The sequence below is a fragment of the Salinispora pacifica CNR114 genome (assembly GCF_000514775.1).
Taxonomy (GTDB): domain Bacteria; phylum Actinomycetota; class Actinomycetes; order Mycobacteriales; family Micromonosporaceae; genus Micromonospora; species Micromonospora pacifica.
Map to the genome: position 1 here is coordinate 87740 of NZ_AZWO01000006.1, position 12611 is coordinate 100350.

A 12611-nucleotide genomic window follows, 5' to 3' on the forward strand; every position below is an offset into this window, starting at 1 on the left:
TCAGGACTCGCCGCCGGTGACGGCTTCCTCCTCGTGTCGCGAACGCACCGAGTTCGCCACCGGTCCCTCGGTGATCTCGTACTCCCGGGCCTCGGCGTGATGGGTGGGCACCCACCCGGCCCCGAGCCGGGTCCGGCTCGTGTTGGCCACCCCACCGTTGTAGGCGCGATTCCCCGTCATCGGTTCGTCCCCTCGCTACCGCGCGAGCCACGTTGCCAGCGCGGGCAGGAGTCTTCCGCCGCCCGAAGCCAAAAACCGTAACCCGAATCACTTGACGATCATCGGAAATCGCGGGCGGGCTGCCGAACCTGGAGTTCAATCGGGTCCAGTCGGTCAGCGGTGAGATTGATCACCCCCTCGTGTCGGTGGAGGAGGCCCCGGACCACCAGCCCCCCGCTGTTCTTCGCCACCTGCCGATAGCGCTGCCACAACCCGGGGGAACAGGTGACATTGAGCATCCCCGTCTCGTCCTCCAGGTTGAGGAAGGTGACCCCACCCGCGGTCGCCGGACGCTGCCGGTGGGTGACGATCCCGCCAACCCGAATCCGCCGACCCGGCTCCACCAGCGCGAGCCGGGCGATCGGCACCGCCCCCAGAGCGTCGAGCTGGTCCCGGACGAACCGGGCCGGATGGCTCTCCGGCGACAGCCCGGTCGCCCAGACATCCGCGACGAGACGATCGACCGCCGCCATCCCGGGCAACGTCGGCGCGACCGTGCCGGGCACGGTACCGGGCAGGCGGTCAGGATGCTCCTGGGCCGCTGCCCCGGCGCTCCAGAGCGCCTGCCGTCTGGTCACGCCGAAACACGCGAAGGCATCTGCGGTGGCGAGCGCCTCCAGCTGCGTGGCGGTCAGACCCGCCCGCCGGGCCAGGTCCGACATATCCTGATACGGCCCATGCGCTGCCCGCTCGGTCTCGATCCGCTCGGCCACCTCCACACCGAGCGTACGCACGCTGCCCAGCCCGAGCCGGACCGCCGGACCACCCAGCCCCCACTCGTGCGGCGGCTCCCCCGGCTGGCTTCCCCACCGGGTGTTCGGGGTGGACTCCAGGACCGCCCCGGCACCGCTGGCATTGACATCCGGCCGGCGGACCTCCACCCCGTGCCGACGGGCGTCATCCACCAGGGTCTGCGGCGAGTAGAACCCCATCGGTTGGGCGTTGAGCAGCGCGGCCAGGAACGGTGCCGGGTGGTACCGCTTGAGCCAGGAGCTGGCATAGACCAGGTAGGCGAAGCTCATCGCGTGGCTCTCCGGGAAGCCGTAGCTGGCGAACGCGGTGAGCTTGCGGTAGACATCGTCGGCCAGCTCACCGGTGATGCCCCGCTCGGCCATCCCGGCGTAGAGCCGATCGGCGATCCGGGCCATCCGCTCCGCCGACCGCTTGGCCCCCATCGCCCGGCGCAGTTGGTCCGCCTCGGCCGCGTCGAAGCCGGCCAGGTCGATGGCGAGTTGCATGAGCTGCTCCTGGAACAGCGGCACGCCCAACGTCTTCTCCAGCGCGTTGCGCATCAGCGGATGCGGGAAGGTGACCGGCTCCTGGCCGTTCTTACGCCGGATGTACGGATGCACTGAGCCGCCCTGGATCGGGCCCGGCCGGATCAGCGCCACCTCCACCACCAGGTCGTAGAAGCAGCGGGGCTTGAGCCGGGGCAGGGTGGCCATCTGGGCGCGGCTCTCCACCTGGAACACCCCGACCGCGTCGGCCCGACAGAGCATGTCGTAGACCTCGGCGTCGTCCAGGGACATGTCGCCCAGCTCGAGCCGCGCCCCGATCAGGTCGTAACCATGGTGCAATGCGGCGAGCATGCCGAGGCCGAGCAGGTCGAACTTGACCAAACCGACGGCGGCGCAGTCGTCCTTGTCCCACTGGAGCACACTCCGGCCGGGCATCCGCCCCCACTCCACCGGACACACCTCGATCACCGGCCGGTCGCAGATCACCATGCCGCCGGAGTGGATGCCCAGGTGCCGGGGAAAGGTCTGCACCGCGTCGGCGTACGCCACCACCGGCTCGGGGATGCCCTCGACATCAACCGCGGCGACCGAACTCCACCGATCTATCTGTTTACTCCAGGCATCCTGCTGGCCGGGGGAGAACCCGAACGCCTTCGCCACGTCCCGCACCGCCGACCGGGGCCGGTACGAGATGACATTGGCCACCTGAGCGGTGTGCTCCCGCCCGTACCGGGCGTAGACGTGTTGGATCACCTCCTCTCGACGGGAGGACTCGATGTCCACGTCAATGTCCGGTGGCCCGTCCCGCTCCGGAGCGAGAAAGCGCTCGAAGAGCAGCCGGTGGCGGACCGCGTCAACGTTGGTGATCCGTAACGCGTAGCAGACCGCCGAGTTCGCCGCCGACCCTCGGCCCTGACAGTAGATGCCCTGCTCACGGCAGAACGTGACGATGTCGTAGACCACCAGGAAGTAGCCGGGAAAGCCCAGCTCCTCGATCATGTTCAGCTCATGTTCAAGCTGCGCGTACGCCTCGGGGTGCGCCTCCGGCGGGCCGTAGCGCTCGCGTGCCCCCCGTGCCGTGAGATGACGCAGCCAGCTCATCTCGGTGTGCCCAGAACCCACCGGATACGCCGGTAGCGCCGGGGCGACGAGCTGTAGGTCGAAGGCGAGTTCCGCGCCGAAGCCGGCGGCTCGGGCCACCGCCCCCGGATAGGCGGCGAACCGGGCCGCCATCTCGGCGCCGCTACGCAGGTGAGCGGTGCCGGCAGCAGGTAGCCAGCCGTCGATCTCGTCCAGGCTACGGCGGGCTCGGACCGCGGCGAGGGTGGTGGCCAGCCGACGTCGCCCCGGAGTGGCGTAGTGCACGTTGTTGGTGGCCACTGTCGGTAACCCGGCGGCCTCCGCCAGCTCGGCGAGGGCGTCGTTGCGGTCAGCGTCAATCGGGTGGCCGTGGTCGGTCAACTCCACCGCGACCATCTCCGTGCCGAACAGCGCGGTCAGCCGATCCAGTTCCCGGGCCGCCGCGTCAACTCCCTCGGTGAGCAGCGCGGCCGGTACGTGGCCCTTGCGGCAGCCGGTGAGCACCAGCACGTGATCCCGCAACTCGGCCGCGACCTCCGCCAACTCCCCGTAGACCGGACGGCCCTTCTCGCCACCGCGTAGCTGGGCCCGGGAAATGGTGGCGGCCAGCCGGGCATACCCCTCGTGGCCGTGGGCGAGCAGCAACAGGTGCCGCCCGAGCGGGTCCGGCTCGCCACCGGGCGGTCCCGGTAGGTCGAGGGAGAGCTCCGCGCCGAAGACCGTCGGCAGGTGCAGGGCACGCGCCGCCTCGGCGAAGCGCACCACGCCGTAGAAGCCATCATGGTCGGTCACCGCGAGCGCGGTGAGCCCCAGCCGGGCGGCCTCCTCGGCCAACTCCTCCGGGTGGCTGGCACCGTCGAGGAAGCTGAAGTTGGTGTGCGTGTGCAGCTCGGCGTACGGCACCACATCGTCCGGGCGGGCTGTCGCGGGCGGCGGATGGTACGGACGCCTGCCGGCCCGCGCGGGAGCATCGCCGCCGTCGGCCTCCACCGTCAGCGGGTCCACCACGTGCAGATGCCGCTCGCGATCGCGGGTACGACGTTGCCCCCGAGTGGATTCACCGCTGAGCACCCGCTCCAGCTCCGACCACGGCAGATCCGGGTTGTGGAAGCTCATCGGCGCCCGCCAGCGCCGCAGAGGCTCATCGGTGGGCCGCCGGCGCCACAGAGATCAGTCATAGCTCGCCTCCACCAGCCACCGGCCTCCCTCGACCGCGAGTAGCAGGGCGGCACCGTCGGCGAGGCAGACCTGGAACCGGGCCCGCCGCCGGGCCGTCGCCGGCTCCCACCACCGCTCGTCAACCGGCCATGGACCGGCCCATCCGGTGATCGCCACTGGCCGGCCGGCCCCGATGGTGAGCCACGCCGGTGCCGCACTCACCGCCAACCGTGCGCTGACCACGACGGGCTCCTCAACGGCGTCCCGCACGGTGGCGGCCAGCGGCTCGGGAAGCACCACCGCCGGCGCCGGCGGTGGCAACCGGCCCGGCCACGGCGGCTCCCCCGGCCGGTCCGGCAACCACCCCGGCGTGGGGGACCCGGGGCGGGCCGACCGGCGTTCATCGCCCCACGGCACCAGGCGCACCTGGTCGGCCGGGGAGCGCCCACCGCCGAGTACCGCGGTGACCACCGCCTCGGGGCCAAGGAGACCCTGGATCCGGCTCAACGCCCGATGCGCCCGATCCCGCTCCTCCCCGGCCTCCCCCCACAGGCCGGGCTGGAGGGCCCCCAGCGCGACCACCCCGTCGGGCACCAGCCGTAGCCGGACGATGCCGGCGGTGGGTCGCACCGGGGCGGCACCCGACCGGCCACCGGAGAGCCACCCGTCGAGCTGCCACCGCGTCCGGTCGGCGATGGCAGCGGCGGTGAGCAGACCGTCGTGCCGCCAGGTTCGATGCAGTTCCTGACCGTGCGCGGTCACCGCCTCAATACCGAGACGGGTGCAGGCCAGCCCGTACGCGGCGAGGCGGTCGTGCAGCCGCTCAGCCAGCGCGCGGCCGACGAAGGCCGCCGCGTCAACCCGGTCGAGCGGTTCGTCCTGGTCCGCGGTGACCGTCAGGTCCACCGGGGGCCGCCGAACCGCGAGCGGGCGGTGGTCCCGGCCCATGGCCAGCCGGTGGGCCAGCGCACCGTCGGCGCCGAATCGGGCCAGCACGTCGCCGGGGGGCAGCGCGGCGAAGTCGCCGAGGGCGCAGATACCGAGCCGACGCAGCAGGTCGGCCAGGGCCGGTCGACCGAGCGCCTCGACCGGCTGGTCGGCGAGGAACCGGGGCGTCCCACCCGGGGGGACCACCCGGCCACTGCGGGCGGCCAGCCCGGCGGCGAACTCCCCGTCAGCGATGCCGACCTGGCTCTCCACCGCACAGGCCTGGGCGACGTGCTCGATGATTCGCTCCGCCGCCACCTCCTCACCGCCGAGGTGGCGGGCCGGGCCCCGGGCCGGTACCGCGCACATTCCGGGGCGGACCACCGCCACCCCGGCCACCAACTCCTCGACTGCGGCCACCACCGGCTCGAACGCTCGGGCGTCCCGGGCGGGATCGTGGGCGACGACGGTGAGTCGGGGGCAGCGGCTCTGTGCCTCCCGCCGCCGTAGTCCTCGGCGCACTCCCTCGGCCCGGGCCGGCTCGGAGCAGACGACCACCCGGTTGGCGTGCAGTACCGCGACCGGGTCGGTGCTGGGCACCCCCTCCACCAGCTCAGCGGCGACCACCGGCCAGTCCGGGCACCAGAGCACCATCGTGCGGAGCCCGGTCATGCCGAACCAGCCAGGGTGAGCGGCCCGGGCGCGTCGGTGGCCGGTGGCACCGCCCGGAGTCGCCCGGCGCCGGAACGCCCCGTGGGCGAAGCCGCCCGGGTGCCGCCGGTCGAATCCGGAACCACCCGGGTCGAACCAGCACCGGGCAGCCAGATCGTCACCTCCCGGGGACGGGTGGCGGCGCCCCGCCCCCGCGCCGCCACGGTGACCTCCCGCCGCCGCAGCCGGCCCCGGCCGACACCGACTCCCTGCCAGACTCCCCGGGTCACCTGAAGGGTCAGGTCGGCGCCGTCCCACCGTCCGTACGGGACGAGGACGCTGCCCCGCTGCCGGGCCCGCGCCGCCAGTCGACTGGCGACCGACGCGGACACTGTGGCCGGGACGGCGGCGACCACGACGTCCACCCCGTCGATCAGCGTGGCGACGACGGTGGCCCACTCGGGTCCTGGATGCGGCACGAGGGCGAGCCGGTCCAGGGCGATCCCGAGCTCGGCGGCGGCGACCGCCCCGAGGGTCGGCACCCCGACCACGGCGCACCACGAGCCGGCCCGGGACGCCTCGGCGAGCAGCGCCAGGGCCAGGGAGGTGGCGCCGCTGTGCCGGAGCTGGCCAGCGGCGACCGAAATCGTGCTGCCGCGGCGTAGCCCCCGGTTGGGCAGCAGGCCGGTCAGCTCGGGGGCGACCGGCAGCACCCGCTGCCCCCCGATCGGGTCCGGCGCACTCGCCGGACGCACCAGACCCGCCAACGCGGCGGAACCGACCACCATGCGGCCCGCCATCGGCCCTACCCCCTGTCGTGCTGTTGTACTGATGGACCAGCGCATTACAAATAGCTCAAGAACTCACAAAACGGACTTATTAGAAGAATCTCTGCTACTACCAGCACCCTCGGTGGCGCCGCGACTCAGGCCGCCCGGCCCTCCGGGGGCGGCGCCTGCGCCACACCCAACGCGGCCTCCACCACCAGCACGAACTCCTCGGCGGCACGCAGCAGGTCGTCGGCCTCCCGGGCGGTGACGACCCGCGGGATGCCAGCCTCGGCAGCGGCGCGCTTACTGGCGGCCAGGGCAAAGAACCGGGCCCACTCGTCGAGCTCGGGGGCGACACCGGAGAGCAGGACCCAGACACTGGTAACCCGGCTACGCCGAGTCGGCACGGGGCGAGCATGGACGGCGAGCAGCGCCGCGGCGGCCCGCAGAGCCGCCAGGTGGGCCGCCGCGTAGCGGAGACCGTCGGGGCCAGTGCGGGCAGCTTCGACGAGCCCGCAACGGGCCACCGCGAGGAGCTGGACAGGGGTGCGCTGCGGCAGCACGTGAGCCGGCACCGTCGGCACTGGAGCTGGGTTGATCGGCATGCGCTGTCTCCTCCAGGGGCCAAGGCGCCACCCGACGGACCTGATCCGCCGGCGGACCGCCGGGTCGAGTGGTGCGGAGGAAGACGCACCGGCGGGGCCGGCCGGGCGTGGACGCTTCCCCACACCACACCCGGCCGGCATGACCAGCAGGTTCGTCGCCCGCCACCCGGGGGTCGAGGGCGGCGGGCGACGCTCCCGCCTGACGGACCGGGGCTCGCGACCGCCCACGGCCCTGGGCGCGACCCGCGGCGCCGCACCCGCCCGGAGCAGCGCCGCGAAACACCACTCCGGAGGTCAGAACGAGCATGCGAAGCAAACCTCGGTATCGAACACCCGTTCTAACTACTGCTGACAGTACACCCTCCGGTCGACAAAAACACAACGTGTGCCACACATCGCCGCACGTCGGACGGGTCGCCGGCCGCCGTACCACCGCAGTCAACCTGGCGGCCGGACCGCCGTGGCCGCCACCTCGGGCTCGCCACCCACCGGCCACCACCGCTGGCGTGGTCAACGAAGGCGCCCGGGGCGCACCGGGAAGAATGGCCGGATGCACCCACACCCGAAAGTACGAGCGACACAGGAGGCGCTGGACGGCGCTGGCGCACTCGACGGCGCTGGCGCACCCAGCCTGGTTCGCCTGTTGCCCGACGCCGTCCACACCGCCGCGGCGGCCGCCGCCGCCCTCGAAGTCGAGATCGGGCAGATCGCCAACTCCCTGGTCTTCGAGACAGCCGACGGGCCACTGCTCGTGCTGACCTCCGGAGCGCACCGGGTGGACACCGTCGGCCTCGCCGCGGCGATCGGCGTCCCCCGACTCCGGCGGGCCACGCCGGAGTTCGTCCGCGAACACACCGGACAGGTCATCGGTGGAGTCGCCCCGGTCGGCCACCCCCAGCCGCTACGCACCCTGGTGGACACCACCCTCGACAAGTACGACGAGATCTGGGCCGCTGGCGGCGTACCCCGCGCGGTCTTCCCCACCACCTATCCGGAGCTGCTGCGGGTGACCGGCGGCACACCGGCCGAGGTGGCGTGAGCGGGCTTGTCGAACGAGCCACGCCCGGTCAACCGCCGGGCGCCGGTCCCCGAGTTGGTCACCCTGCATGTGTGGCGGACCAGCCGAGCCGGGCTGCCCCGGGCGCTGGCCCGGATGGCAGCCGACCCGCGCCGGCTCCGCGCGCTGCCCGGCGTCCGCTTCGCCAAACTGCTCGGCACCGGGACCGGCACCGGCTTCGGTCCACGCGACGCGGACCTGACCCGGTGGGCGGCGCTGACCGTGTGGGACTCCCCCGCCGCGGCCACCGGCTTCGCCGGCTCCCCGGTGGGACGGGCCTGGGCACGCATCGCCCGCGCCGCCGTCCGGATCGACCTACGCCCGCTCACCAGCCGGGGCGAGTGGTCCGGCCGGCAGCCGTTCGGCGACCCGCCAGGCGGGCGATCCAACGGCCCGGTGCTGGCACTGACCCGGGCCCGGCTCCGCCCCGCCCGGGCGGTCACCTTCTGGCAGGCGGTACCCCCGGTGGCCCGCGCGCTGCACACCGCACCCGGCCTGCTCGCCCGCTTCGGCGTCGGCGAGGCGCCGCTGGGCTGGCAGGGCACGGTCAGCGTGTGGCGCACCCCGGCGGAGCTGGTCGCATTCGCGTACCGTCACCCCGAGCATCGTGCCGCGATCAGGCGAACCCCCACCGCGGGGTGGTACGCGGAGGAGCTCTTCGCCCGGTTCGAGGTACGCGACGTGGTCGGTGACCGGACGGTGCTGGGCTGGACCACGGACGGCGGAACGAAGGTGGGAACGGCATGAGGCTGGTGCGGTGGACACCGGACGACCTCGTTCGGCGGCTGGACGACGTGGTGGCCGTCTACGGCGAGGCGATGGGGTACCGCGCCGACCTACTCAGGGCGCGGCGCGGCTACATCGCCTCCCACGTCCGCCGCCCCGGCTTCCGCGCCGTCGCCAGCCTCACCTCCGAAGGCCACCTGGCCGGATTCGGCTACGGATACCACGGGAAGCCCGGCCAGTGGTGGCACGACCAGGTGGGGCGGATGCTGGACCCGGCCACCCGCCGCCGCTGGCTGGCCAGCTGCTTCGAGGTGGTCGAGCTGCACGTCCGACCACCCGCGCAGGGGCACGGGCTGGGCGCCAGCCAGCTGCGCGCCCTGCTCGGGATAGCAGAGGGGAGCACCACCCTGTTGTCCACCCCGGAGGCGGACGAGCAGCACTCCCGGGCCTGGCGACTGTACCGACGCTTCGGCTTCGTTGACGTCCTGCGCGACTTCCGCTTCCCCGGTGACGAACGTCTGTTCGGGGTACTCGGCCGGGACCTGCCGCTCCCGCCACCCGCCGCCTCCGGGAGGGCCCCCACATGACCCGGCCCGCCGCCCTGCCAGGGCAGGCCCTCCGGACCGTCTGGGCGCTGTTGGCCGTGCTGGTACTAGCGCAGATCTGCTACCCCCTGACCACGGGGCAGACCCGGGCCCGGCTGACCGTCGCCACCGTCCTGCTCGGCTACCTGCTCTCGGTCGGCCACGCGCTGCTCAGCCGGGGTCCTCGGACGGCGGCGGCGTTGCTCGCCGTGGTCACCGGCGGCGGCTTCGCCATCGAGGCGCTCGGCGTGGCCACCGGGTTCCCGTTCGGCAGCTACGACTACGCGGAGCAGCTCGGGCCGAAGCTGGCCGGAGTACCGCTGATCATCCCCCTCGCCTGGACCTGGATGGCCTGGCCCGCCTGGCTGACCGCGGTCCGCCTCACCGGTGGTGGGCCGACCGGGGGCACCGGGCCGGCTGTCCGCCGAATCGCGCTGGCAGCGGTCGGACTGGCCGCCTGGGATCTCTTCCTCGACCCGCAGATGGTCGCCGAGGGGCACTGGGTCTGGCGGAACGCCACCCCCGCGCTGCCCGGCCTGCCCGGCATCCCCATCAGCAACTACCTGGGCTGGCTGCTCTTCGCGGTGCTGGTGATGGCCGCCCTGCGGCCACTGGCCGGCACCGCCGTGGCCACCACCGACAGCCGCGACGCTCCGATGCTCGCGCTCTATCTGTGGACGTACGGCTCCAGCGTGCTGGCCCACGCCGTCTTCCTCGGCCTGCCCGCCTCAGCCGGGTGGGGCGCAGCGGTCATGGCGCTGACCGCGGTGCCGCTGGCGGTGACGCTGCTGCCCCGACGCATCCGGCCGACGCTGCTGCCTCGACGCGGCCGGACAGCACCGCCGGGACGACAGCGTCGCGCCGGCACGTCGGTATGAGCGATCCGGCCCGGCGTCGCACCGCCGGCCCCCACCGAGGTGGGGCGCCGGCATGATCCTGTTGCTGGCGATCCTGGCCGGCGTGGCCACGCTGACCACACACACCCTGGTCAATGCGGGCCGTTGGCTGCGCCGTCCGGTAGGGACGCCGGCGAGGGTGACCGAACCGGTGGCGGTGCTGCTGCCGCTGCGCGACGAGGCCGCCCGGGTCACCCCATGCCTGCGCGCGCTGCTGGCCCAGCGCGGTGTGCCGCAGCTACAGATCGTGGTACTCGACGACGGGTCAACCGACGGCACCCGCGAGGTCGTCCGCACGGTCGTCGGCGACGACCCTCGGGTCACCCTGCTCGACGGCGGCGCTCCACCTCCGGGTTGGCTGGGCAAACCGCACGCCTGCTGGCAGCTCGCCGCCCGGGCCGACCCGGCCGCCACCGTGCTGGTCTTCGTCGACGCCGACGTGGTGCTCGCCCCCCACGCCGTGGCCGCGGCGGTCGGCGAGCTACGGGCCGCGCGGGTGACGCTGCTGTCGCCGTACCCCCGGATCCTGGTCACGACGGTGGCCGACCGGCTGGTTCAGCCGCTGTTGCAGTGGTTGTGGCTGACGTTCCTGCCGCTGCCCGCGATGGAGCGGTCGGCCCGGCCGTCCCTGGCCGCGGCCGGTGGACAGTTCCTGGTCGTGGACCGGGCCGGATACACCACCGCCGGTGGACACGCGGCGGTGAACGACCGGGTTCTGGAGGATGTCGAGTTGGCCCGGGCGGTCAAGCGGTCCGGCGGCCAGATCGCCCTCGCCGACGGCTCACGGCTGGCCACCTGTCGGATGTACGACGACTGGCCACAGCTACGCGACGGCTACTCGAAGTCGCTGTGGGCCTCGTTCGGTCGTCCCTCGGCGGCAGCCACGGCGGTCGCGCTGCTGCTACTGCTCTACACCGCCCCGGCGCTGGTCGTCGTGGCCGCGCTGATCGGCGGTGCACCGGGGACGGCCGCCGTCGCCGCTGGGGCCTACCTGCTCGGGGTCGCCGGGCGGGTGGTCAGCGCCCGGGCGACCGGCGGCCGGTGGTGGCCGGACGCGTTGGGGCACCCCGCGTCGGTAGCGGTCCTCGGTTGGCTGACCCTGCGGTCGTACCATCTGCGGAGGCGACGGCGCCTGAGCTGGCGGGGCCGTCCGGTCGGCTAGGAGGCACCCATGGCGCGGATCGTGATCGTCGGCGCCGGGGTGGGTGGCCTGGCCACCGCCGCCCGGCTGGCCACCACCGGACACCGTGTCACCCTCCTGGAGCAGGGTGACACGGTGGGCGGCAAGCTCGGCCGGTACGTATCCGACACACCCGCCGGCCCCTTCCACTTCGACACCGGGCCCAGCCTGCTGACCCTGCCCCAGGTGTTCCACGACCTGTTCGAGGCGACCGGGGCGAAGCTCGACGAATACCTGGACCTGGTCCCGCTCGACCCGATCGTGCGACACGTCTTCCCCCAGGGTGGACCAACTCTCGATTCGTGCGCCGACTCCGACGAGTTCGCCGCCCGCGTCGGCGCGGCCTTCGGTGAGCGGGCCGCCGCCCAGTGGCGGCGCCTCTGGCGGCGTGCCGAGCGGGTCTGGACGGCCTCGGAACGCGATGTCCTGCGCCGCCGGGTCGACTCGCCCCGGGACCTGGCGATGCTGGCCTGGCGGCTGGGTGACCTGGCCGCTATCGGGCCCGGCCGGACGCTCCGCGGACTGGGCCGTGCCCACCTGTCCGACCCCCGGCTCCGGATGCTGCTCGACCGGTACGCGACGTACGCCGGAACTGACCCGCGCCGGGCACCGGCGGCCCTCGTCGCCGTCCCGTACGCCGAGCTGGCCTTCGGCGGCTGGTACCTCCGCGGTGGCCTGGGCACCCTCGCCGACGCCCTGCTGACCCGCTGCCTGGAACTCGGGGTGATGGTACGGACCGGCGTCCGGGTCACCCGGATCGACGCGGCGGGCGGACGGGTGCACGGCGTACGCCTCGCCGGCACCAGCGCCCCCGTGCCGGCCGATGTGGTGGTGGCCAACGTTGACGCGCTCACCCTCTACCGGGACCTGCTACCCACCCCACGACGGCTGGCCACGCTGACCGACCGCAGCCTCGCCGGCTTCGTGCTGCTGCTCGGCGTACGCGGGGACTCTGGGCTGGCCCATCACAACGTCTTCTTCCCCGACGCCTACGACAGCGAGTTCGACGCGGTCTTCGGGGCGCCCGGGCGGGGGGTTCGGGCGCGCCCGGCCCCGGACCCGGCGGTCTTCGTCACCGTGGCCGCCGACGAAACGGTCCGCCCGGCTGGGCACGAGGCGTGGTTCGTGCTGGTCAACGCCGCTCGGCAGGGTACCGCCGCCGGTGCTGTCGACTGGCGACGCCCCGGCCTCGCCGAGGCGTACGCGGACCGGATCCTGGCCGTGTTGGCCGCGCGGGGGGTGGACGTACGGGACCGGTTGCTGTTCCGGGAGATTCGTACGCCGGCCGATCTGGGCAGTGCGACGGGTACACCGGGCGGGGCGATCTACGGCACCACGGGCGGCCTGCTCCGCCCGCCCAACCGGGGGCCGGTCCGTGGGCTGTGGCTGGTCGGTGGCTCCTGCCACCCGGGCGGCGGGCTGCCGATGGTCGCCCTCTCCGCCCAGATCGTCGCCGACTCCATCGGCCCCGCCTGGTAGCGGACCGGGCCGGTCCGCCGACGCCTACCGCGCGGGCTCTC

Annotated in this window: 11 protein-coding genes; 6 read left to right on the plus strand and 5 right to left on the minus strand. The window is 73.6% G+C overall.

The genetic code is table 11. The features are described from left to right. From B118_RS0105010 to B118_RS0105030, 5 genes are all read right to left on the minus strand, one after another. Positions 1-180: a hypothetical protein gene (locus B118_RS0105010; protein WP_018223243.1), complete on the minus strand. Its 180-nt coding sequence runs from the start codon at positions 178-180 to the stop codon at positions 1-3. Between the two features lie 98 nt (positions 181-278). Beyond that, positions 279-3653, minus strand: coding sequence for an error-prone DNA polymerase (locus B118_RS0105015; RefSeq protein WP_028192456.1), 3375 nt, complete (start codon positions 3651-3653; stop codon positions 279-281). Positions 3654-3707: 54 nt separating this feature from the next. Beyond that, positions 3708-5294, minus strand: coding sequence for a DNA polymerase Y family protein (locus tag B118_RS0105020; protein WP_018810880.1), 1587 nt, complete (start codon positions 5292-5294; stop codon positions 3708-3710). Next, positions 5291-6073, minus strand: coding sequence for a hypothetical protein (locus tag B118_RS0105025; protein ID WP_018223240.1), 783 nt, complete (start codon positions 6071-6073; stop codon positions 5291-5293). The genes B118_RS0105020 and B118_RS0105025 overlap by 4 nt, the downstream gene beginning before the upstream one ends. A gap of 125 nt (positions 6074-6198) precedes the next feature. Next, on the minus strand, positions 6199-6648 hold the full coding sequence (locus B118_RS0105030; RefSeq protein WP_018223239.1) for an SAV_6107 family HEPN domain-containing protein: 450 nt from the start codon (positions 6646-6648) through the stop codon (positions 6199-6201). Between the two features lie 550 nt (positions 6649-7198). On the opposite strand from B118_RS0105030, the gene B118_RS0105035 reads away from it, so the two are divergent. The 6 genes from B118_RS0105035 to B118_RS0105060 are packed head-to-tail and all read left to right on the plus strand — an operon-like array spanning position 7199 to position 12570. After that, positions 7199-7687 carry a YbaK/EbsC family protein gene (locus B118_RS0105035; protein WP_018223237.1) on the plus strand — a complete coding sequence of 163 codons (489 nt, stop codon included), beginning with the start codon at positions 7199-7201 and terminating at the stop codon, positions 7685-7687. A 6-nt stretch (positions 7688-7693) separates the two neighbouring features. After that, positions 7694-8452, plus strand: coding sequence for a monooxygenase (locus tag B118_RS0105040; RefSeq protein WP_018223236.1), 759 nt, complete (start codon positions 7694-7696; stop codon positions 8450-8452). Beyond that, a complete protein-coding gene (locus B118_RS0105045) occupies positions 8449-9018 on the plus strand; it encodes a GNAT family N-acetyltransferase (protein WP_018223235.1) in 570 nt (189 codons plus the stop codon). Before B118_RS0105040 ends, B118_RS0105045 begins: the two co-directional genes overlap by 4 nt. Further along, positions 9015-9893: a carotenoid biosynthesis protein gene (locus tag B118_RS0105050; protein ID WP_018223234.1), complete on the plus strand. Its 879-nt coding sequence runs from the start codon at positions 9015-9017 to the stop codon at positions 9891-9893. Before B118_RS0105045 ends, B118_RS0105050 begins: the two co-directional genes overlap by 4 nt. Before the next feature lie 52 nt (positions 9894-9945). After that, positions 9946-11073: a glycosyltransferase family 2 protein gene (locus B118_RS0105055; RefSeq protein ID WP_018810877.1), complete on the plus strand. Its 1128-nt coding sequence runs from the start codon at positions 9946-9948 to the stop codon at positions 11071-11073. Positions 11074-11082: 9 nt separating this feature from the next. Continuing rightward, the gene (locus B118_RS0105060) at positions 11083-12570 is read left to right on the plus strand and encodes a phytoene desaturase family protein (RefSeq protein WP_018810876.1); all 1488 of its coding nucleotides are present in this window, start codon (positions 11083-11085) and stop codon (positions 12568-12570) included. The last annotated feature ends 41 nt before the right edge of the window (positions 12571-12611 follow it).